General features: G+C 64.0%; 19 protein-coding genes. 6 read left to right on the top strand and 13 right to left on the bottom strand.

All coding sequences use genetic code 11. From position 1 onward, the window contains the following. Positions 1-5: 5 nt before the first annotated feature. The 7 genes from AC1C2Q_RS17075 to lepA all read right to left on the bottom strand — a co-directional run bounded on the left by AC1C2Q_RS17075 (position 6) and on the right by lepA (position 7,202). Positions 6-353 carry an HIT domain-containing protein gene (locus tag AC1C2Q_RS17075; RefSeq protein WP_495428629.1) on the bottom strand — a complete coding sequence of 116 codons (348 nt, stop codon included), beginning with the start codon at positions 351-353 and terminating at the stop codon, positions 6-8. 45 nt (positions 354-398) lie between these two features. Then, positions 399-1,127, bottom strand: coding sequence for a 16S rRNA (uracil(1498)-N(3))-methyltransferase (locus AC1C2Q_RS17070; RefSeq protein WP_495451103.1), 729 nt, complete (start codon positions 1,125-1,127; stop codon positions 399-401). Between the two features lie 40 nt (positions 1,128-1,167). Beyond that, positions 1,168-2,286: a molecular chaperone DnaJ gene (gene dnaJ, locus AC1C2Q_RS17065; protein WP_495428627.1), complete on the bottom strand. Its 1,119-nt coding sequence runs from the start codon at positions 2,284-2,286 to the stop codon at positions 1,168-1,170. A gap of 40 nt (positions 2,287-2,326) precedes the next feature. Then, entirely contained in the window at positions 2,327-3,361 is a 1,035-nt protein-coding gene (hrcA, locus tag AC1C2Q_RS17060; RefSeq protein WP_495451102.1) for a heat-inducible transcriptional repressor HrcA, read from the bottom strand. Positions 3,362-3,417: 56 nt separating this feature from the next. Then, positions 3,418-4,635, bottom strand: a complete 1,218-nt coding sequence (gene hemW / locus AC1C2Q_RS17055) for a radical SAM family heme chaperone HemW (RefSeq protein WP_495451101.1) — start codon at positions 4,633-4,635, stop codon at positions 3,418-3,420. Beyond that, on the bottom strand, positions 4,635-5,288 hold the full coding sequence (locus AC1C2Q_RS17050) for a DUF1990 domain-containing protein (RefSeq protein WP_495428624.1): 654 nt from the start codon (positions 5,286-5,288) through the stop codon (positions 4,635-4,637). Before AC1C2Q_RS17050 ends, hemW begins: the two co-directional genes overlap by 1 nt. A gap of 63 nt (positions 5,289-5,351) precedes the next feature. After that, complete coding sequence (lepA, locus tag AC1C2Q_RS17045) at positions 5,352-7,202, bottom strand: translation elongation factor 4 (RefSeq protein WP_495451100.1); 1,851 nt, start codon at positions 7,200-7,202, stop codon at positions 5,352-5,354. Positions 7,203-7,440: 238 nt separating this feature from the next. Between lepA and AC1C2Q_RS17040 the strand changes: the two genes are divergently transcribed. The 5 genes from AC1C2Q_RS17040 (at position 7,441) to AC1C2Q_RS17020 (ending at position 13,900) form a co-directional block, all read left to right on the top strand. Further along, positions 7,441-8,424, top strand: a complete 984-nt coding sequence (locus AC1C2Q_RS17040) for an ABC transporter permease (protein WP_495428622.1) — start codon at positions 7,441-7,443, stop codon at positions 8,422-8,424. A gap of 2 nt (positions 8,425-8,426) precedes the next feature. Further along, positions 8,427-9,329 (top strand): ABC transporter permease, encoded by a 903-nt coding sequence (locus AC1C2Q_RS17035; protein WP_495428621.1) that lies wholly within the window; start codon positions 8,427-8,429, stop codon positions 9,327-9,329. Continuing rightward, entirely contained in the window at positions 9,326-11,254 is a 1,929-nt protein-coding gene (locus AC1C2Q_RS17030; RefSeq protein WP_495428620.1) for an ABC transporter ATP-binding protein, read from the top strand. Before AC1C2Q_RS17035 ends, AC1C2Q_RS17030 begins: the two co-directional genes overlap by 4 nt. 131 nt (positions 11,255-11,385) lie before the next feature. Then, positions 11,386-13,098, top strand: a complete 1,713-nt coding sequence (locus AC1C2Q_RS17025) for an ABC transporter family substrate-binding protein (protein WP_495451099.1) — start codon at positions 11,386-11,388, stop codon at positions 13,096-13,098. 67 nt (positions 13,099-13,165) lie between these two features. Beyond that, positions 13,166-13,900, top strand: coding sequence for an alpha/beta hydrolase (locus AC1C2Q_RS17020; protein WP_495451097.1), 735 nt, complete (start codon positions 13,166-13,168; stop codon positions 13,898-13,900). On the opposite strand, the gene AC1C2Q_RS17015 is transcribed toward AC1C2Q_RS17020, so the two are convergent. Together AC1C2Q_RS17015 and AC1C2Q_RS17010 are read right to left on the bottom strand one after the other, a co-directional pair. Continuing rightward, positions 13,839-15,101, bottom strand: a complete 1,263-nt coding sequence (locus AC1C2Q_RS17015) for an MFS transporter (RefSeq protein WP_495451096.1) — start codon at positions 15,099-15,101, stop codon at positions 13,839-13,841. The genes AC1C2Q_RS17020 and AC1C2Q_RS17015 overlap by 62 nt on opposite strands. Next, positions 15,098-16,450, bottom strand: coding sequence for a GH1 family beta-glucosidase (locus AC1C2Q_RS17010; protein ID WP_495451095.1), 1,353 nt, complete (start codon positions 16,448-16,450; stop codon positions 15,098-15,100). The genes AC1C2Q_RS17015 and AC1C2Q_RS17010 overlap by 4 nt, the downstream gene beginning before the upstream one ends. Positions 16,451-16,649: 199 nt before the next feature. Between AC1C2Q_RS17010 and rpsT the strand changes: the two genes are divergently transcribed. Further along, on the top strand, positions 16,650-16,913 hold the full coding sequence (gene rpsT, locus AC1C2Q_RS17005) for a 30S ribosomal protein S20 (RefSeq protein WP_495428615.1): 264 nt from the start codon (positions 16,650-16,652) through the stop codon (positions 16,911-16,913). A 241-nt stretch (positions 16,914-17,154) separates the two neighbouring features. Here the strand turns inward: rpsT and AC1C2Q_RS17000 are convergent, their stop codons facing one another. The 4 genes from AC1C2Q_RS17000 to AC1C2Q_RS16985 all read right to left on the bottom strand — a co-directional run bounded on the left by AC1C2Q_RS17000 (position 17,155) and on the right by AC1C2Q_RS16985 (position 20,904). Continuing rightward, positions 17,155-18,015, bottom strand: coding sequence for an IS3 family transposase (locus AC1C2Q_RS17000; protein WP_495451125.1), 861 nt, complete (start codon positions 18,013-18,015; stop codon positions 17,155-17,157). Between the two features lie 8 nt (positions 18,016-18,023). Continuing rightward, positions 18,024-18,374, bottom strand: a complete 351-nt coding sequence (locus tag AC1C2Q_RS16995) for a transposase (RefSeq protein ID WP_495451093.1) — start codon at positions 18,372-18,374, stop codon at positions 18,024-18,026. Positions 18,375-18,492: 118 nt separating this feature from the next. Then, a complete protein-coding gene (gene holA / locus AC1C2Q_RS16990) occupies positions 18,493-19,530 on the bottom strand; it encodes a DNA polymerase III subunit delta (protein WP_495428614.1) in 1,038 nt (345 codons plus the stop codon). A gap of 189 nt (positions 19,531-19,719) precedes the next feature. Next, entirely contained in the window at positions 19,720-20,904 is a 1,185-nt protein-coding gene (locus AC1C2Q_RS16985; RefSeq protein WP_495451092.1) for a M23 family metallopeptidase, read from the bottom strand. Positions 20,905-20,992 lie beyond the last annotated feature (88 nt).

The raw sequence follows: 20,992 nt of genomic DNA, 5'->3' as shown, positions 1-20,992 counted from the left end.
CGGGCTCAGGCACCGACGCTCTTCTCCGTCAGACCGCCGGCCAGGATGTGCGCATGCACGTGGAAAACCGTCTGGCCCGCGTTCGCACCGGTGTTGAACACGAGGCGGAAATCACCGTCAGAGTGCTCAGCCGCAATCTTGTTCGCGAACGCGATGAGTTCGGCCAGCAGCGCGGGGTCGCCAGCGGCAAGCTCGACGACGTCACGGTACTGCTCGGTCTTGGGGATCACAAGCAGGTGCACCGGCGCCTGCGGTGAGATGTCGCGGATAGCGAAGAGCCGATCGGTCGACGCGATGATCTCACCGGGAATGTCGCCGCCCAGGATGCGGGTGAAGATCGAGGGTTCCGTCATATGTCCATCTTAGGCGAGGCGTGTATCCCTTGGCCTGAGACACCATCACCAGCGGCCGAGCGCCGCCGACAGTACAGCAATCGCCGCGGGGCCTGCGGTAGATGTGCGCAGCACCGTGTCACCCAGTCGAACGCGCTCTGCGCCAGCCGTCTCGAACTTCGAAAGCTCCTCGGGTGCGATGCCGCCCTCCGGGCCGACGACGAGCACGATGTCTCGCTCATCCGCGCGGATCGACGACAGCCTGGTGGTCGCCGTCGGGTCGAGCACCAGCATCCGCTGTCCTTCGTTGCGTGCGATCAGCTGCGCAGTGGTGAGCGGCGCCGACACCCCGGGCACCCAGGAGCGATGCGCCTGCTTCGCGGCCTCACGCACGATCGTCGCCCAACGCTCGCGGCCTTTGACCGCCTTCGGGCCCTCCCAGCGGGAGATGCTCCGCGACGCCTGCCACGGAACGACCTCGTCTACGCCGAGCTCGCACGACGCCTGCACCGCAAGCTCATCACGATCGCCCTTGGCCAGCGCCTGCGCAAGCACCAGCCGGATCGCAGGAGCCTCTTGCTCGGAGCGCTCAGTGATCTGCACGTCAACACGCGACGCCGACACATCGGTGACCGCGCCCTCGAGCCACACACCGGACCCATCACCGATCGTGACCGACTCCCCCACGCGCAGCCGACGTACGACCGCCGCATGCTTGGCCTCAGCACCGGTCAACGACACGACGTCGCCGATAGCGGCAGTCGACGAGCTCTCGACGAGGAAGTGCAGAGCCACGAGGCCTCCGATTCAGAAACTCAGATCAGCGAACAGACGATCAGTGCCGGAACCTATCGCGCAGCTTCGAGAACAGCCCCTGCTGGAACTGTGCGAGCTGCGGCCCTGGAGCCTTCTGCTTCTTGGCGAAATCCTCGATCAGCGCACGCTCCGCAGAATCGAGCTTCGTCGGGGTCACCACCTGCACACCGACTCGCAGATCGCCACGCTGGTTGCCTCGCAACGGCGTGATCCCACGGCCCTTGATCGTGAGCACGTCACCGGACTGCACGCCAGACCGGATCTCCAGATCCACCTGGCCATCCAGACCGTCGATCGAGGTTTCGGTGCCAAGAATCGCATCCGACATCGACACTTCGAGCGTCGCAAGCAGATCATCGCCATCGCGACTGAACGCTGCATGGGGCGAGACAGTGACCTCGACGTACAGGTCGCCGTGAGGCCCACCCGCCTTGCCGACCTCACCGGAGCCGGGCAGCTGCAGACGCAGACCGGTCTCGACGCCGGCCGGAATGTCCAGCGAGACGGTGCGGCGAGAGCGCACGCGTCCTTGACCTGCACAGGTGCCGCACGGATGCGGAATGACTGTGCCGTAGCCCTCGCAGGTGCCGCATGGCTGTGAGGTCACGACGTTGCCGAGCAGGCTTCGCACCTGACGCTGCACGTGCCCAGAGCCGCCACAGATGTCGCACGTCACCGGCGATGTACCCGGCTGCGTGCACGAACCGTTGCACGTCTCGCACAGCACCGCGGTGTCTACCTCGATGTCTCGGTGCGCACCGAAGACGACATCGCCGAGATCGAGGGTGACGCGCACCAGCGCATCCTGCCCACGCTCACGGCGTGACCGAGGCCGACCGCCGCGGCCACCGCCCTGCGCCCCGAAGAACGTCTCGAAGATGTCGCCGAAGCCTCCGAACCCGCCGAAGTCTCCGCCACCGTTGTTGGCGCCGTCTCCGCCACCCATGTCATAGCGGCGACGTGAGTCGTCATCGCTGAGCACGTCGTACGCGTGGGTTACGAGCTTGAACTTCTCAGCAGCGTCGTCTCCCGGGTTCACGTCCGGGTGCAGCTGCCGTGCAAGCTTCCGATACGACTTCTTGATCTCGTCCGTCGTTGCGTCACGTGACACTCCGAGGACCTCATAGTGGTCCGCCACAATCACCTTTCTGCGTGTGCGTGCACGCGTGCAATCCGCTTCAGCGGCTCGCTTCGTCTTCGTCGAGCATCCGTGACAGGTAACGGGCGACAGCCCGTGCCGCAGCGAGATTACTCGGATAGTCCATCCGGGTGGGGCCCATTACGCCGACGCGCGCAGTGCCCCCCTGAGTGAGATAGTTGCTCGCGACGATAGATGCCTCTGGTAGCCCGAACGGTTCGTTCTCCGTGCCGATACTCGCCGCCAGACCATGCTCGTCGGTCACCATCTCGCTCATGAGCCGCAGGAGCGTCACCTGCTCCTCGATTGCTTCGAGGAGAGGATGGATGCTACCGCGGAAGTCCTGTTCGCGTTTGGCCAGAGTCGCCGCCCCTGCCATGACCAGCCGCTCCTGACGGAACTCGGCCAGCTCCTCGCCGATGATGCCCGCCACCACGCGCAACGCGATATCGGTGCGGGTTGCGTCGGGCGTGGTGATCATCGACTGCACTCGGTCAGTAGCCTCGCGTACTGATTGGCCGGTCAGCAGCGCAGACAGACGAGCGCGAAGCACGGCGACATCAGCATCGTCGAGTTCGATCGGCAGCCCCGCGATGCGCTGCGACACACCTCCGGCATCGGTCACGAGCACCACCAGCAGTCTGTTCGGCGCGAGTGTCACCAGCTCGATGTGCGTGAGATGTGCACGCGCGAAAGATGGGTATTGCGCGAGGGCAACCTGCCCGGTGACCTGCGTGAGTACGCGCACGGTCCGCGCCATCAGATCATCAAGATCGGCAGGATCGGCAAGGAACGACTCAATCGCAGTGCGCTGGGAGCCAGAGAGCGGTCGCAACTGTGCGAGATGATCCACAAAGACCCGGTAGCCCTTGTCCGTCGGCACGCGCCCCGATGAGGTGTGCGGCGCGACGATGAGTTCTTCGTCCTCGAGGAGCGCCATATCGTTGCGGATTGTCGCGGCTGAGACGCCGAAGGAATGCCGATCGACGATCGATCTGCTGCCAACGGGCTCGTGGGTCTCGACGTAGTCCTGCACGATAGCTCGGAGGACTTCAAGTCCGCGTTCAGTGACCATTTTTCGCCCTCCCGTCTGGCACTCACATACTCGGAGTGCCAATTCTACCCGTAGTGCTAGTCAGTGAGCTCGCGCACCACGGCGTCAGCCAGGAGTCGCCCCTTCAACGTGAGACGAATGCGTCCCTTGAGCGCGGCCTCCGGGTCTACCATCCCATCGGCGATCAGCCCCGCCACCCGGGTGCGGTTCTGAGAAGGAATAGCGGTGACCGCGATTCCCTCAGCGAGTCGACTTTCCAATAGCACTCGCTCGAGCAGGTGAGCCTGGGCATCGGGTCGTTCTGTTCCGGCGGCGGGCGATTCGGATGCCGCCAGGCGCTGCGCATACGCTGCTGGATGCTTCACATTCCACCAACGAAGTCCAGCGACGTGGCTGTGCGCCCCTGGTCCGAAGCCCCACCAGTCGCTCCCGCGCCAGTACGCCAGGTTGTGGCGCGAGCGCTGCTCGGCGCTTCGCGCCCAGTTGCTCAGCTCATACCAGTCGAAACCTGCCGCGGCGAGACGAGCGTCGAGGAGCTCGTACATATCGGCCTGCAGATCATCGTCAGGCGTCGGCACCTCACCGCGACGAATCTGACGGGCAAGCTTCGTGCCGTCCTCGATGATCAGCGCGTACGCGGAGATGTGATCGGGCTCCAGCTCGAGGGCGGCATCCAGCGACGCCTCCCAATCGCCGAGAGTCTCCCCCGGCGCGCCATAGATCAGATCGACACTGACAGCGAGGCCTGCGTCCTTCGCCGCTTCAACTGCAGTGCGGACGTTCTCTGGCTGGTGCGTGCGGTCAAGCGCCGCGAGCACATGCGGCACAGCGGACTGCATGCCCACCGAGAGCCGGGTGACGCCAGCATCCACCAGTGTGCGAACGACGTCAGGCGTCACGGTGTCGGGGTTTGCTTCGACCGTGACCTCGGCGCCGTCGCTCAGACCGAACGCATCCACCGCAGTGTCCAGCATCCGAGCCAGGTCGCCCGCCGGAAGCAGCGTCGGCGTGCCCCCACCAAAGAAAACGGTGTCCATGGGTCGCAGCGCGCCAGCATCCGCCAGCACACGTCGAGCCAGCGCGATCTCGACCGCGAGCGTGTCGGCGTATTCGTCCTGCCGTGCGCCGCGCAGCTCGCCCGAAGTGTATGTATTGAAGTCGCAGTAGCCACAACGCACCCGACAGAACGGCACATGCAGATATGCCGAGAACGGCACGCTCAGATCGACAGGAAGATCTTCGGGAAATCGGCCATCTGACGGCGCTGGATCCCCGAGCGGAAGTGGACCCGCCATCAGAGCGGTGTCGTGTACAGCGGAGAGATTGCGCGCAGGTACCGTGCGAAGAGCTCCTTACGGCGACGCTTCACCAGCCCAGGTACGAATCGATAGAGCAGCGAGTTGGGTGCGTCGAATGCGCGAACCGTGAACCAGACCTCGTCGTTGTCTTCGCGCCAGTCGATCTCGAACAGTTCCTCGCCGCTGACGACCGAGCCACCCACCGTGCCGAGCACGAATCCGATCCGACGAGCGTCCTCTGTGACAGAGATCACACGAAGCTCTGCGTCCGCGCGCATCCCTGAGACGCGTCCGCGCAGCCGCAACGTCATACCGGCACCCACGAACGGGGTGCCCTCGGCGTCGAAGCGCTGCTCGACCTCGCGCTTGCTTGGCGCGACGGGGTTTCCCTCTGCGTCAAAGCTCACTCCGGCATAAGCCGGTCCAGCGGCAGGGCGCACATCCTCGAGGGTGAGGCCAGCAGCCCGCTGAGCCGTCCAAGACAGGAGTGCATCGCCCGCAGTGCGGAAGCGGTCTTCACCGCTGCCCAGGCGCCAGGCATTCTCCGCCGGCACACTGCGCTCCGGCGGGTACTGCATCAGGTCGGAGGCATGGGTAGCCCCGACGGCCGCATAATCAACCGTGTCGTCTCGGAAAGTCCCGCGCCGCATGAGTTCCAGACTACTTCGGGTTACCTGAGTGATCACCCCCACTCGCCGCGGGGGGTCACATCACTACTTCTTCTCTTTGCCTTCGACGTCACCGGAGAGCGCTGCGATGAACGCCTCCTGGGGAACCTCGACGCGTCCGACCATCTTCATACGCTTCTTGCCCTCCTTCTGCTTCTCGAGCAGCTTGCGCTTACGACTGATGTCACCGCCGTAGCACTTGGCGAGCACGTCCTTGCGAAGGGCTCGAATTGTCTCACGGGCGATGATGCGCGCACCGATGGCCGCCTGGATCGGGACTTCGAAGTTCTGGCGAGGAATGAGCTTGCGCAGTCGCTCCGTCATGAGTGTGCCGTAGGCGTATGCCTTGTCACGATGCACGATCGCGCTGAACGCATCGACTGCCTCGCCCTGCAGTAGCACGTCTACCTTTACGAGGTCGGCCTCCTGCTGGCCCGAGGGCTCATAGTCGAGGCTTGCATAGCCCTGAGTCTTCGATTTCAGATGGTCGAAGAAGTCGAACACGATCTCACCGAGCGGCATGTTGTAGCGCAGTTCGACGCGGTCCTCGGAGAAATACTCCATGCCCAGCAGAGTTCCGCGCCGCGACTGGCACAGTTCCATCACGGTTCCGACGTAGTCCTTCGGCAGCAGGATCGCGGCCTTCACCATCGGCTCGGTGACGAAGGCGACGCGCCCGTCTGGGTACTCGCTCGGGTTGGTGACAATGACCTTTTCGCCGGTGTCCGTGGTGACCTCGTAAATCACGCTCGGCGCGGTGGTGATGAGATCGAGATCGAATTCTCGGGACAGCCGCTCAGTGATGATCTCCAGGTGCAGCAGCCCCAGGAATCCACAGCGGAAACCGAAGCCGAGCGCCACCGACGTCTCCGGCTCATATGCGAGCGACGCATCAGACAGCTTCAGCTTGTCCAGCGCTTCACGAAGGTCGCCATAGTCGCTGCCGTCGATCGGGTAGAGACCCGAATACACCATCGGCTTCGGGTCGGTGTAGCCGGGTAGAGCATCGGTTGCCGGCTTCCGCGAGGTGGTCACAGTGTCGCCGACCTTGGACAGGCGCACATCCTTCACCCCGGTGATGAGGTAGCCCACTTCGCCGACGCCGAGTCCGTTGGTGGGCACCGGCTCCGGGCTCGACACGCCGATCTCAAGAAGTTCATGGTTCGCGTGCGTCGACATCATCTGAATGCGCTCGCGCGGCTCCAGGCTGCCGTCGATCATGCGCACGTAGGTGACGACGCCACGGTAGGAGTCGTACACGGAGTCGAAGATCATCGCGCGCGCCGGGGCATCCGGGTCACCCTTCGGCGCCGGAATCTCCTGCACGATCCGGTCGAGCAATTCCTCGACGCCGACCCCGGTCTTGCCCGAGACCCGCAGCACATCCTCCGGACGTCCGCCGATCAGGCTCGCGAGTTCCTTGGCGAACTTCTCCGGATCTGCCGCCGGAAGGTCGATCTTGTTCAGCACCGGGATGATCTTGAGGTCGTTCTCGAGCGCGAGGTAGAGGTTTGCGAGGGTTTGCGCCTCGATGCCCTGTGCCGCGTCAACAAGGAGGATGGCACCCTCGCAGGCCGCCAACGAACGAGACACCTCGTAGGTGAAGTCGACGTGGCCGGGGGTGTCGATCATGTTCAACGCGAAGGTCTGCTCGCTGTCTGCCCACGGCATCCGCACTGCCTGGCTCTTGATCGTGATGCCGCGCTCACGCTCGATATCCATCCGATCGAGATACTGTGCGCGCATATCGCGATCGGAGACGACGCCCGTGATCTGGAGCATGCGGTCGGCAAGGGTCGACTTGCCGTGATCGATGTGGGCAATGATGCAGAAATTGCGGATCTGCGAAGCCGGGGTCGCGGCAGGCGCGAGCGGGGTGAGAGCGCGTGGTGACATGTCCTGTCGATTGTACGGTCAGGAGGTCCTAATCCTCGATTCGCGCAGACCGGTGATAGTCTCGCGAGGTTGCCCTACACGGTCTCAGCGAAACCGAGTGTCATATTCCTCCCGACTCCGTATCAGTCGTTTTGAGGGAGATCGGTCGCACAAACGGGTCGAAGATGCTTGACTACATCCCGACTCAGCGCCCAGTCGGCAGATCCCGAGAGCGTCTGTAATAGAGAAAGACAAAACCTTGATCAAGTATCTCCTGCGCCGCACCCTCGGCTGGCTGTTGATGATCGTGATCGCGACCAACATCACGTTCTTCCTGGCTTGGGGCTTCCTCAATCCGCGGAACAACTACGTCGGTCGGCGCCCACCACTGTCTGAAGAGCAGATCGTCAATCTGCTCGAGCCTCGCAACCTCAGCGACTCCGTCCCAATCTGGGAGCGGTGGTGGAACTGGTTCAGCGGAATTCTCTTCCGATGGGACTGGGGCGTGAGCCCGACTGGCGGGTCTGTCAACGAGCAGGTTGCGTACCGGATGTGGGTCAGCGCAGAGCTTGTACTCGGCGCAACGGTCATCATGACCGTGCTGGGCATCGCGCTCGGCGTCTACACGGCATCGCGGCAGTACAAGCTCGCCGACCGCATCGGTCAGGCGACCTCGATCATCACGATGAATATCAACATCATCGTCGCAGCCTTGGGTTTGGTGCTACTGGCCATCGGACTGAATAACCTTGTCGGCATCCGCGTCTTCTTCGTGACCGGCGCCGCCAGCAAGGGGGTGGAGGGTTTCTTCCCGGTCCTTATAGACAAACTCCAACACATAACCCTGCCCACGATCGCCCTCGTCATCGTCGGTTATGCAGGAACGCACTTCCTTCAGCGCTCGCTTCTCTTGGACAACATCAACGCCGATTATGTCCGTACTGCGCGCGCCAAGGGCCTCACGAAGCCGCAGGCGATTCGCAAGCACGCCCTGCGCACCTCGCTCATCCCCGTCGCTACGCAGGTTGCGTTCAGCATCCCCGCGGTGTTCACTGGCGCGATCCTCACCGAGACGATTTTCGCTTGGAACGGCATGGGCAAATACTTCATTGAGACCATCACGAAGAGCGACATCAACGGTGTGGTCGCAGTCGCCGCCTTCGCCGGCCTGCTGACCGCGCTCGGAGCGATCCTCTCCGACATCGTGGTCGTCGTGCTTGACCCGCGAGTGAGGGTGAACTGATCATGACAATCGACGCAATTGAGAACCCCGTGCTCGACGCGAGCAAACCGATGTCGAAGTGGACGTTGTACTCACGACGATTCATGCGTAACAAGCCGGCGGTCGCTGGCATCGCGATATTCCTCCTACTCGTGCTGTTCGCGATCATCGCGCCACTCATCGCGAAGTACGACCACATCGAGCTCGACTTCCTGAACCTCAGCAGTCCACCCTCGGCTGAACACTGGTTCGGCACCACAGCGTCGGGTAACGATGCCTTCGCCCAGGTCGCCATTGGCTTGCAGCGTTCACTCATGATCGCAGTGAGTGTTTCCGTGGGCACCACGGTGCTGTCTGCGATCATCGGCACGGCTGCGGCCTACTTCGGCGGCTGGACCGAGAGGATCACCCTCACCATCATTCACTTCATGATGGTGATCCCCAGCTTCCTCATCCTGTCGCTCCTGTCCAACAAGTCCGGCGGTGACTGGCGGGTCATCGCGCTGATCCTGATCTTCGTGGTCGGCTGGTACTTCCCGGCTCGCGTCGTTTGGACGACCGCACTGTCGTTGCGTGAACGCGAGTACGTGCACGCAGCTCGCTACATGGGTGTTTCCGGCATGAAGATTGTGATGCGGCACCTTCTGCCTAATATCGGCTCGCTGCTCGTGATCAACTTCACGCTCGGCATCGTCGGTGCAGTCATGGCCGAAACCGGGCTTTCGTTCATCGGCTTCGGCGTGAAGATCCCTGATGTCTCGCTCGGTTCTCTGATCGGATCCGGTGCGAACACAATCACCAGTGCGCCGTGGCTGTTCTACTTCCCGGCAGCGGCGCTCACGCTCCTGACCGTGTCGATGGCGCTCGTCGCCGACGGTCTGCGCGACGCCCTCGATCCCACCTCGGCTGCAGGAGGACAAGCATGAGCGCCATCATCTCGGTACGCGACCTCACGGTCAGCTTCGCTTCAGAGGCCGGTCGGGTCGACGCTGTGCGCGGCGTCTCCTTCGACCTCGAAGCAGGCAAGACTCTCGGCATCGTGGGTGAGTCTGGTTCAGGAAAGTCCGTCACCTCGCTCGCCATCATGGGCCTTCTCGACGAGAACGCCCGTGTTTCGGGTTCGATCATCTATGACGGCCAGGAACTGCTCGGGAGATCCGACAAGCAGATGTCGGTCATCCGTGGCAACGGTCTCGCCATGATTTTCCAGGACCCGCTGACCTCGCTCACCCCGGTGTTCACAGTTGGAGACCAGCTGATCGAGGCGCTGACGGTGCACCGCAGCATGTCGAAGAAAGAAGCCTGGGACCGCTCGATCGAACTGCTGCGCGTCGTCGGCATCTCGGATCCCGAGAAGCGCATGAAGGGCTTCCCGCACGAATTCTCCGGCGGAATGCGTCAGCGCGTGGTGATCGCGATCGCCATGGCGAACAACCCAAAGCTGATCATCGCTGACGAGCCGACAACGGCTCTCGATGTCACCATTCAGGCGCAGATTCTCGATCTGATCGAGAAGGCGCAGGATGAGACCGGGGCCGCGACCATCATGATCACGCACGACATGGGCGTGGTCGCACGCATGGCTGACGACGTCATGGTGATGTACGCAGGACGCCCCATCGAACACGCTCCGGTGGGTGAGCTCTTCCACCACACCCGGATGCCGTACTCCATCGGTCTGCTCGGCGCGATCCCGCGTGTCGACAAGGCAGAGAAGGAGCCACTGATTCCGATCAAGGGCAACCCTCCCCTGCTGATCAACCTGCCGGATGCCTGCCCGTTCGCAGACCGCTGCCCCATCGTCATGGACGCCTGCCGTACGCGAGAGCCTGACCTCGTACCGGTGCAGACGGGCACGAACGCGTCGCACAGCGTCGCCTGCATCCGTGCGAACGAGATCGAGGACGGCGGCCTCATCGGCGGCCTTCCGGTGTATCCGATCCCGCCGATCCCGGAGAGCGATCTCACCCGCACGCCGCGCGAAGAACGCCCCATCACGCTCGACGTGCGCAACATGACCAAGACGTTCCCGCTCATGAAGGGTGCGTTCTTCAAACGCAAGGTCGGCGAGGTGCACGCTGTCAAGAGCATCAGCTTCGACGTGCGCGAGGGCGAAACGATGGCGATCGTGGGCGAGTCCGGCTCCGGTAAGACCACCACGCTCCTGCAGATCATGGATCTGGTCAAGCAGCACGATGGCGACATCATCATCAACGGCACGAGCGTCAACGACATCACCAACCGCTCCATCGAGCGCCAGGTGCGTCGCGACATCCAGATCGTATTCCAGGACCCGATGGGTGCGCTCGACCCGCGCATGACAGTCGCCGATGTGATCGCTGAGCCGCTGCGTGCTATCGGCACGCCCAAGGCTGAGGTACACCGACGCGTCACAGAGCTGATGGATCTGGTCGGCCTGAACCCTGCCCATATCGACCGTTTCCCCGGCGCCTTCTCCGGCGGACAGCGTCAGCGCATCGGCATCGCCCGCGCTCTGTCGACGAACCCGAAGATCATCGTGCTCGATGAGCCGGTTTCGGCCCTCGACGTGTCGATCCAGGCCGGCGTCATCAACCTTCTCGACGAGCTAAAGGTCAAGCTCGGGCTGTCTTACCTGTTCGTGGCACACGACCTCTCGGTCGTGCGGCACATCGCCGACCGCGTCGCTGTTATGTACCTCGGCGATTTCGTCGAGCACGGTGATGTGAACGACCTCTTCGAGAACCCCCAGCATCCGTATACGAAGGCGTTGCTCTCGGCGATCCCCGTGCCCGATCCTGACATCGAGCGCACGCGCGACCGTTTGATATTCAACCCGGAAACGCGGCAGGCCGAGCCTGTTGTGCGCTGAGTGTGTTACCGGCAGGTAACGGTCGGTCACTGTCCGATAACAGTTAGTCCCGATTCACTGTGGTCGCCGCATTTTGACCGGCGTGCGAACTATTCTCGCCTTATGACACGCCGCAAGGCGGAAGGAGAACCATGAAGCAGCACAAGCTGATGGGGACGATCGCGTTCAGCGGAGTCCTCGCACTTGCCCTCGCGGGCTGTGCAGCCGGCACCGGCGACAACGGTGACGGTGGCGAAAACGGCGCAGCGCCCGTCGAGACCAAGGCCGCGGATTACAACCCGCAGGATCGCGAAAGCCTCGCCCAGGGAGGCGAAGTCCGCTTCCCGATCAACGAGATTCCGGAGCAGCTGAACTCGTTCAACGGCGACGCGTCTGCAGACACCACGCGCGTCGCCGCCTGGTACATGCCGCAGATGATGCTGATGGAGGCAGACGGAACTCCATACAAGAACGACGCCTACCTCGATGCCTGGGATCTCGAGACTGTAGACGGCAACACCCAGATCACCTTCACCTTCACGGATGAGGCGCACTGGAACGACGGCACCGACATGGACTGGACCGCCATCGACGCCACGTGGAAGGCCAACCGCTCCACGGAAGAGGGCTTCACCCCGAACGCGACCGACGGCTACAAGCAGATCACCTCGGTTGAGCAGGGCGACACCGCAAAGACCGCGGTCGTCACCTTCGACGGTGAGTTCGCATGGCCGGAGATGCCTTTCCTTACGGGAATCATCCACCCCGCGCTCGCCGACCCGACGACCTTCAACGAGGCCATGATCGGCGACCCGCACCCCGAGTGGGGCGCAGGCCCGTACAAGATCGAGGAGTTCGACGCGAACTCCCAGTACATCTCGTTCGTTCCGAACGAGTTGTGGTGGGGCAATGAGCCTCTTCTCGACAAGGTCTCCTTCCAGGCGATGGATGCCTCGGCCTCCATCAACGCTTTCAAGGCCGACGAGATCGACACCGTCGAGGTCACGAGCAAGGATCGCCTCGAGCAGGTCAAGGACATGACCGACATCGAGCTGTACCGCGCAACGCAGACGGCGAGCACGCTGATCCAGGTCGACGCTGACAAGCCGCAGTTCGAGGACGTCAAGGTCCGCGAAGCCTTCTTCAAGGCCATCAACATCGACCAGCAGAAGGAGATCGCTTGGAACGGTCTGGACTACGAAGAGGAGCCTGCTGGCTCGCTCACGCTGTTCCCGTTCCAGCCTGGCTACAGCAACGCTCTCGCCGAGGCCGGCTGGGAGTACGACCCTGAGGCCGCTAGCGCGCTTCTCGAAGAGGCCGGCTGGGAACTGAACGACGACGGCATCCGCGAGAAGGATGGCGAGACGCTGTCGGTCGTGTACCCGGTCTGGAGTGACAGCCCGACCAACGAGGCGCTTGCCAAGGCGCTTCAGGCACAGCAGAAGGCAGTCGGCATCGACCTGCAGGTCGAGGTTCGCCCGTCGACGGACTTCTCGAACGACTACGTGTCCAAGAACTGGGACGTCTCTTCGCTGCGCTTCACCTCTTCTGACCCGTTCGGTGCTGCCTGGTTCTGCCAGCTGTACTGCATGGACATGGGCCTGAACCTCTCCGGCGTTCAGTCGGCGGAGATGGACCAGCGCATCCACGATGAGGTTGAGTCGCTTGCGACCGCAGACGAGCAGACGGCCGCGGCCATGAAGCTCGAGGCAGAGATCTTCCAGGACTGGGGCCTCATCCCGCTCTACAACGGTCCGATCATCTCGGCCGTCAAGACCGGTCTTGCTAACCTCACCCCCGAGGCATACGTCGGCATGGACGGCTTCGGCGTCCAGCCCGTAGAGAACGTGGGCTGGGAGAAGTAAGCACCTAGCAACATCCAGCGGGGTCGGTGGTTCATCCACCGGCCCCGCTTTTTCTATGCTGGAGTGTATGAGCATCCAAGTAGTCCTCGTGCATGGCATCCGCACATCCCGCACCATGTGGCGCTCCCAGCTCGCGCATCTTGCCGAGCGAGGCGTCGATGCCGTAGCCGTCGACCTCCCTGGCCACGGTTCGCGTATGGCCGAGACATTCGCTCTCGATACGGCAATGACGAGCATCGATGAGGCGGTTCAGGATGCCGCCGCTCGAGGCCCGGTGCTGCTCGTGGGCCACTCCATGGGTGGACTGCTTTCGGTCGCTTATGCCAGCGCCGAAGACGCACCGCCGATCGCTGGCTTCATCGGAGCCTCCTGCACTGGCCTCCCTCGGGGCACAGGGCTCAGCGCATACCGCTTCGTTGCGCGCACGTTCAACGCGCTCCCCGACCAGGGGCAATGGCTCACCTCCCAGGTGCTCGCGGCAACGCTGCCTGATGAGACCAGAGGTGATTTCGCCGCAGGCGGCTACGCGTTCGCCGCGCAGGACGTCGCATTGGCGAGCCTCGGCGCGCTCGATCTCGCGGCCGGCCTCCATCGGATGACCATGCCGCTGTGGTGGATCAACGGCCAGTTCGACCAACTGCGAACGCATGAGCGGCTCTTCCAAAGCCTCACGCCGCACTCCGAGCTGATCGTCGTGCCACGCACCTCGCACCTGATCACCGCGATGCGTCCGCGGGTATTCAATGCGCTGTTGGACGTGGCTGTCGCAACACTGCAGCAGGATGCACCGCCACAGTCATAACAGCACCGAGCACCGACAGGATGCCAGCGGCGAGGAACAGCAGCCAGAAGCCTCCCACCAGCGCGACCAGGCCTGCTCCCAGAAGCGGGCCCAACAGCTGTCCGAGACTGGCGGAGACGTTCACTATGCCCAGATCACGCGCGTGATGCGAAGCCTTCGGCAGCAGATCGGTTGCGAGCGCCAGGCTCACCGCCATGTACGCGCCATAACCGACGCCCATCACTGCGGCCGCGATCGCCGTACCGATGAACGTCGGTGAAATGAGGATCATCACCGCGGAAAGCCCTTGGATGAGCGCCGCGATGATAACGATGAACTTTCGATTTCCGGTGCGGTCTGAGATGGAGCCCGCGATGAGAGATGCTGCGACCACGAAGATCGTGTAGATCACGATGAGCACCAGCAGGTCATCTTCAGCACTCGCGGCCGGCGATCCGATTCCGTACAGCAGGAAGAAGAGCAGCAGCGCAGTGCCCAGCGCGTTGCCGATGTTCACGGTGAGGCGACTGGCCAGTACCCAGACGAAGTTCCGGTCTTGGAGCGCGCCCATCCGCTCTCGCCAGCTCTGTTGCGACGCCGGACGAGTCCACGTCGGCTGAGGGTCTGGAAGCAGCACCGCGGTTCCCACACCGACGACGAGGATCAGCCCCGCGAGCATGATGTAGCTCGCCACCACGCCAAGCCCCAGCAGCACGACGGCGCCGACGCCCACGACGATTCCCACTGCCTGGGCCGAACTCACGAACGCAGACGCGGTGCCGCGCTGGGCGAAGACCTGGTCGGCGATCATAGCTGTGAGCGCGGCTGACACCACGGCGACGCCGATCGAGACGCCCACCCACGCCGCGCCGACGGCGACCGGCTCGCTGACCGTTCCGGTGAGCACGAGGGAGGCTGCAGACAGTAGAGACCCGCCGATCGCCCAGGGGCGGCGTCTCCCCCAGCGTGATCTGGTGCGGTCTGACAGCATGCCTGCGAGCGGCCCCGCAATCACCCCCGCCATTCCTCCGACAGACAGGATCAGCCCTGACCAGATGACGCCGGTGATCCAGTCGTGCTCTCCTCCAGGAGTGTCCAGCTGAAGCGGGAGCAGCAGTTGCACGGGTGTCAACTGCACGGTCCAGACCGCAAGCCACGCCAGAGCGAACAGAGTCAGCCATCCCCCGCCCACGCGTCCGTCGCGCGGCATCAGGCCCTTCATCGGCGCGCCTTTGTGATCAGCGCGCGGTACCAGTCATACGAGGCCTTGGGCGTGCGGTGCGAGGTCTGCTGGTTCACGTGTACGAGGCCGAAGCGCTGCGTGAATCCGTGTGCCCACTCGAAGTTGTCGAGCAGACTCCAGACCGTGTACTCGTCAATGCGGACGCCCTGGGCGATGGCATCCGCGACCGCGCCGATATGCCCCTCGAGGTAGGCAATGCGTCGGTCATCGTCGATCGGACCGTCGACCACGTCCGGTTCGGGGAAGGACGCACCATTCTCGCCGATGATGATCGGTGGCAGCCTGTCTCCGTATCGTCGGGCAGCGTCTGTGAGGAACATCGTGAGCGCCGCCGGTTCGATGGGCCACAGCTCTCCGAAGCCGGTGTGCTCCACACCGGGCGTGGGTACCTGGAGGAACGGCACAGGTGCTCCGTCGGGCGCCGCGGCGATTGTGGTGGGGTTGTAGAAGTTCACTCCGTAAAAATCGGCTGCCGCGGAGATGACGCCCATATCGCCGTCCTTTATCGGAAGTTCGACGCCGAGAGGCGTGAGATCTGGATAGCTGCCCGTCAACACGGGATCGGCGAACAGGCGGTTGTGGATCACGTCGTACAGGTACGCCGCGGCCTGGTCGGCCTCAGAATCGGAAGCGGGACGCACCCAGGTGTGGTTGTTTGCTATGCCGACGGTGTCCGCACCATGCGCACGCAGCACCGCGGCGGCGCGCCCGTGTGCCAGAAGTTGATGATGCACGGTGGGGAGAGAATCGAACAGCAACTGCCTGCCAGGGGCGAGCTCTCCGATCGCGTAGCCCTGCAGCGCTGTCGAGACGGGCTCATTGACCGTGTACCAGTTCTTGACCCGGTCGCCCAGAGCGTCCGCCACGATCTCGGTGTACTCCGCGAATCGCTCGACCGTATCTCTCGCAAGCCAGCCACCCGCGGCTTCCAACGTTGCGGGGAGATCCCAGTGGTACAGCGTCGGGAACGGGACGATTTCTGCGTCGAGAAGCCCGTCGACCAGGCGGTCGTAGTAAGCGAGACCCGCGCGCTCCGCGGCGCCGCCGCCGCTCGGCTGCACGCGCACCCATGAGATCGAGAAGCGGTACCGGTCGACTCCGAGTCCTCGAAGCAGACCGATGTCGTCCTCGTAGCGCTCGTAGCTCGCGGGCCCAGGATCTGCGGTCGAGGCATCCTTCACTCGCCCTGGCGTATCGACGAAGTCATCCCAGATCGAGCGCCCGCGGCCGCCCGCGTGGCGCGATCCTTCGACCTGGAACGCTGCGGTTGCCGCCGACCAGCGCATGCTGATCGGCGGCGAGAAGGGTCGATCGCTTGCATCCGCCATGGAGAGCTCCTTCGCCCGTATAGCGCCCAGCATGCCGCATCGGAATCACTCAGCGCCAGCGGCGCGCGATGAATGCGTCCGAGACCTGGTAGAGTTGGTTCTTGGCTTGCGTGTGGGTTCGCCCCGCACGACCGTCGGACAGCGGCCCTCTTCCCGCATACGACATACCCCATCCATCACTGAACGGAAGTTTCCACGCGTGGCAAACATCAAGTCGCAGATCAAGCGCAACAAGACCAATGAGAAGGCTCAGGCCCGTAACAAGGCAGTGAAGTCCGAACTCAAGACTGCCATCCGCAGCACCCGCGCGGCCATCGCCAAGGGCGACAAGCCCGCCGCCGAGGCAACGCTGAAGGTCGCTTCGAAGAAGCTCGACAAGGCCGTCAGCAAGGGCGTCATTCACGAGAACCAGGCTGCGAACCGCAAGTCCTCGATCGCCAAGCAGGTTTCGGCTCTTAGCTGATTCAAGCCGAGCTGATTCAAGCCGAGCTGATTCAAGCCGAGCTGATTCAAGCCGAGCTGATTCAAGCTGAGCTGATTCGCTTCAGATAGCCCGTCCCGTTCGCGGGGCGGGCTTCTTGCTGTGCCCGGCCGTCGTTCCTCTGTCCTCAGCCGTACACCTGCAGGGCGATCGTACGGATGCAGGGCGACACGCCGTGGGGTGGTCCGCGTGTCGTGGAGTCTGTCCCTGTTTCCTTTCTGGGTTAGGCCGCGGCCGGGGTGGGTGTGGCGGTGAGGCGGGCCATCGTTTCGGCGGGTGTGGCGTAGCCGAGGCTTTGATGGCGCCGTTTGTGGTTGAACGTGTCGATGTAGTCGCGGACTTCCCAGGCCGCGGAGTGGCGGGTCGTGAACGTGAGCCAGCGCAGTCGTTCGTTCTTCAGCTTGGAGAAGAAGGACTCCGCGACCGCGTTATCCCAGCACTCGAACTTCGCGCCCATCGAACGGCGGATCGCGTGCCGTCCGCAGAACCGTGTGAACCGTTTGGACCGATACTGGACGCCGTGATCGGAGTGGAAGATCGCGCCAGCAGTGACGATGCCTGTGCGGATCGCTCGCCGCAACGCGGTCACGACCAGCTCCGCGGTCTGCCGTTTCCCCGTGGCATATCCGAGGACCATCCGGGTGGCGAGATCGATCACCGTCGCGACGCAAAGCCATCCCTCGGACGTTGGAACATAGGTGATATCGCCGACGAGAACGGTCCCAGGAATCGTGATCCGGAACTGACGATCCACCAGGTCCGGCGGGTCGGGAACAGCCCGTGCCCGTGCTGCCGCCCGTCGGAAAGCGGCCTGCGCCGCGGGTGGCATCAGCCCGAGACTGCGCATCGTTTTCAAGACCGTCTTCCGATTCACCGTCAGGCCATGGTCCGCGCCGAGCGTCGCCGTGATCTTGCGATGCCCATCCGCGCGCCTCGAACCGATGAACGCCCCGAGGACCTTCGCCAGCAGCTCGGACCTGCGCCTGTCCGACACGGATTGGGGCCGGTCACGCCACGCATAAAATCCCGACTCGGACACCTGAAACCGGTCACACAGATACGAGACCGGGAAGTCAGCCTTCATCCCCTCGATCACAGCGAATCGTTCCGCCGGTGCGAGCTCTGCCGGATGAAGGCCTTCGCTTTTTTCTCGAAATCAAGATCCCTCCGCAACCGGGCGTTCTCTTTCTCGAGCTCCCGGATCCGCTGTTTCGCAGCATCCGACATCGACCCCTCAGGATCGATCTGCGCGTTCCGCGCCGCCACGACCCATTGATTCAACGTCTTTTCATTGAGCCCGAGATCCACCGCAATCTCACGGATCGTGCGTCCTGGAGAATCCCGCACGACCCGCACCGCCGCCGCGCGCTCCACCGGCGAATACCACCGCTTACTTGTCTTCCTCGGCCGCCGATCCGGCCGCCTCTTCTGCTCATCAGTCATAAACATCACCAGGACAAGACTCCACCATGAACGGGTCACCCCACGGCGTGTCGCCCTGCAGGTGTGCATCGGCCCTGCAAGTGTGCAGCACCGATGAGGCCCGGGAGGGCTAGACGGCCTACTCCCCGAAGGGTGCACGCGTGGCAATGACGGTGACCATGCGCTCCAGCGCGAAGATCGGGTCGCGCGCAGCGCCCTTGACCTCGGCATCTGCCCTCGCCGTGGCCTGGATGGCAAGGCCCAGCGATCGCTCATTCCAGCCACTCAGGTCGCGACGGGCTCGATCTACCTGCCAGTCCTTCATCCCGAGGCGCTGCGCGAGACTGCGACTGGGCTCGCGCTGACCAGCCACGCGGGCCATGGTGCGCAGCTTCATCGCGAAGGCAGCGACCATCGGCACAGGGTCGGCGCCGGAGTCGAGCGCGTGGCGCAGTGCCACCAGCGCTTCGCCATACCGGCCAGCGATGGCCGTATCGGCAACGACGAAGGCGGAGATCTCGACGCGGCCACCGTAGTACTTGGTGACGGTGTCTTCACTGATGTCGCCCTCGATATCGCGGATCAGCTGCTGGCAGGCCGACGCCAGCTCGGTCAGATCATCCGCGAAGGCCGATACCAGCGCACGCAGAGCCTGAGGCGCGATCCGTCGCCGAGCCGCTGTGAACTCCCCCGCGGCGAAGTCAACACGGTCGCCATCGCGTTTGATCGTCGGGCACGCGATCTCGATGCCGCCGCCGGTGCCGTTTCGCAGTGCGTCCAGCAGCTTCTTCCCCCGCACGCTCGCGCCAGTGTGCCGCAGCAGCACCGTCGCACCGTCCTGCGGATGCTCAAGGTAGGAGACGGCCTCCTGCAGGAACGCATCCGAGCACTTCTCGACGCCGGACACGCGGACGAGTCGCGGTTCGCCGAACAACGACGGCGAGGTCAGCGCGAGCAGGGTGCCCGGCGCGTAGTCATCGGCTCGCACATCGCTGACTTCGAGAGCCGGGTCTTCCGCACGCAGGTAGTCGCGGATGCCGGCAATCGCGCGCTCTGCACACACTTCTTCCGGACCGAAGACGAGCACGAGCGGGGCCGGACGCGGCTCGCGCCACGACACCTGCGGAACCTTCGTCGCTTTCGCACCACCACGGGCTGAGGAACGAGGAGCGGCCATGATTCGAGCCTACCCGGGGTCGTCGACATCGGCGGCGCCGACCGGGCAGTCATCGCGCTCGGCCCGCACTTTCGGCAGCAACTTCCTGAAGCCACTGCTCCGCCGACTGCGTCCTGCGTCTGGGTAACGCCGCGCGTGGGCCTGCGGCCGCGCACTACAGGCCTCACTCGACGGACAGTGTTCTCGGGACTACTCAGGCGCGGCGGAGGCCGACGGTTCAGGCGTGCTGGCCGGGGGCGCCGTTGGCGCCGTCGGCTCCGTCGGGGCCGGTGGCGCCGTCGGCTCTTGCGGGGCCGGAGGCTGCGTCGGGGCCGGAGGCTGCGTCGGCTCAGGTGAGGCAGGGGGCTCCGTCGGCTCAGGCGAAGCCGGAGGATCCGTGGGTTCCGGCGTGGCCGGCGGATCCGTGGGAGTCGGATCCGGTGTCGGCGTTCCCGGTGGGTCCGTCGGCGTCGGCGTCGGGTCCGGAGTACCCGTCGGAGACGGGGTCGGCGTGCCAGACGGCTCCGGCGTCGGTGTGCCACTCGGCGTGGGCGTGGGTGTGCCACTCGGCTTCGGCAACGGTTTGGGCTCCGAAGACCCGGGAACCTGCGCTGGCATGCCGCCCCCCGGCCTCGGGGTCCACGGTGCGACCTCGACGGGATCGCCTGCGCCGTCGAGGTAACCGCGCGGATCGACGGCCACACCGTTGACCCGTACTTCGAAGTGCAAGTGGTTTCCGAAACTGCGGCCAGTGTTTCCCACGAGGCCGATCGGATCTCCCGCTTCTACCCAGTCGCCCTCTTCGACGACGCGGCTGCCGTAGGTCATGTGTCCGTAGAGCGTCTGCACGCCGTTGACGTGTTGGATGATGACTGCGACGCCATACCCGGAGTGCGACTCGCTCGAGAGCACGACGATGCCGGGCGAGGCGGCAGTGATCGGCGTTCCTCCTGCTGCGGCGAGGTCCATGCCGGCGTGCCGCCCCCCGCGCGTGCCGAAGTTATCCGAGATTCTGGCGTTCGCGACAGGCCAGATAAATTTACCGACGGACGACATTGCGGCATCGTCTTTAAACCGTGAGAGGTCGACATCCATACCCGACTCGATGGCCGACCGGATGAGCGCTTCACGGGCATCTCGACCCATCGCGGCGAGCTCGTTCTTCGTCGTCGCCGAGTAGATACTGGCGGTGCGCGGTGACACCTGGACGAGCGCGCTCTCGGCGAATCGTGTCGCCACGTCGGAGAACCCCGCGGTGGGCGACTCGAGCGCCTCGATGTGATCCGACTCGTCGTGCACTCGTATCGAGGCGGCAGCCTCCGGCGGGTTCTCGTCGGAGTCGATGATGACTATGCCCGCTCCGGTTGCCGCGATGACGAGCGCAGCCGCCGCCACGCACGCATAAAAGACGCGCATCAACCGCTTGACGCGGGTGGATGCGACGTCCTTTTCTCGATTTGATTCGTCCGCCTGCATATTTCCC

This window comes from Microbacterium sp. Y356, assembly GCF_059445355.1.
The sequence above is the reverse complement of the archived record's forward strand: the minus strand, read 5'-3'. Positions and strand labels throughout refer to the sequence as shown.

Excerpts from the sequence above, each read along its gene's own strand:
- AC1C2Q_RS16995 (WP_495451093.1), bottom strand. The coding sequence starts at position 18,374 with ATGACTGATGAGCAGAAGAGGCGGCCGGATCGGCGGCCGAGGAAGACA.
- AC1C2Q_RS17075 (WP_495428629.1), bottom strand. The coding sequence starts at position 353 with ATGACGGAACCCTCGATCTTCACCCGCATCCTGGGCGGCGACATTCCC.
- AC1C2Q_RS17025 (WP_495451099.1), top strand. The coding sequence starts at position 11,386 with ATGAAGCAGCACAAGCTGATGGGGACGATCGCGTTCAGCGGAGTCCTC.
- AC1C2Q_RS17020 (WP_495451097.1), top strand. The coding sequence starts at position 13,166 with ATGAGCATCCAAGTAGTCCTCGTGCATGGCATCCGCACATCCCGCACC.
- AC1C2Q_RS17015 (WP_495451096.1), bottom strand. The coding sequence starts at position 15,101 with ATGAAGGGCCTGATGCCGCGCGACGGACGCGTGGGCGGGGGATGGCTG.
- AC1C2Q_RS17000 (WP_495451125.1), bottom strand. The coding sequence starts at position 18,015 with ATGAAGGCTGACTTCCCGGTCTCGTATCTGTGTGACCGGTTTCAGGTG.
- AC1C2Q_RS17050 (WP_495428624.1), bottom strand. The coding sequence starts at position 5,288 with ATGCGGCGCGGGACTTTCCGAGACGACACGGTTGATTATGCGGCCGTC.
- AC1C2Q_RS17035 (WP_495428621.1), top strand. The coding sequence starts at position 8,427 with ATGACAATCGACGCAATTGAGAACCCCGTGCTCGACGCGAGCAAACCG.
- AC1C2Q_RS17030 (WP_495428620.1), top strand. The coding sequence starts at position 9,326 with ATGAGCGCCATCATCTCGGTACGCGACCTCACGGTCAGCTTCGCTTCA.
- hrcA (WP_495451102.1), bottom strand. The coding sequence starts at position 3,361 with ATGGTCACTGAACGCGGACTTGAAGTCCTCCGAGCTATCGTGCAGGAC.
- holA (WP_495428614.1), bottom strand. The coding sequence starts at position 19,530 with ATGGCCGCTCCTCGTTCCTCAGCCCGTGGTGGTGCGAAAGCGACGAAG.
- hemW (WP_495451101.1), bottom strand. The coding sequence starts at position 4,635 with ATGGCGGGTCCACTTCCGCTCGGGGATCCAGCGCCGTCAGATGGCCGA.
- AC1C2Q_RS17010 (WP_495451095.1), bottom strand. The coding sequence starts at position 16,450 with ATGGCGGATGCAAGCGATCGACCCTTCTCGCCGCCGATCAGCATGCGC.
- lepA (WP_495451100.1), bottom strand. The coding sequence starts at position 7,202 with ATGTCACCACGCGCTCTCACCCCGCTCGCGCCTGCCGCGACCCCGGCT.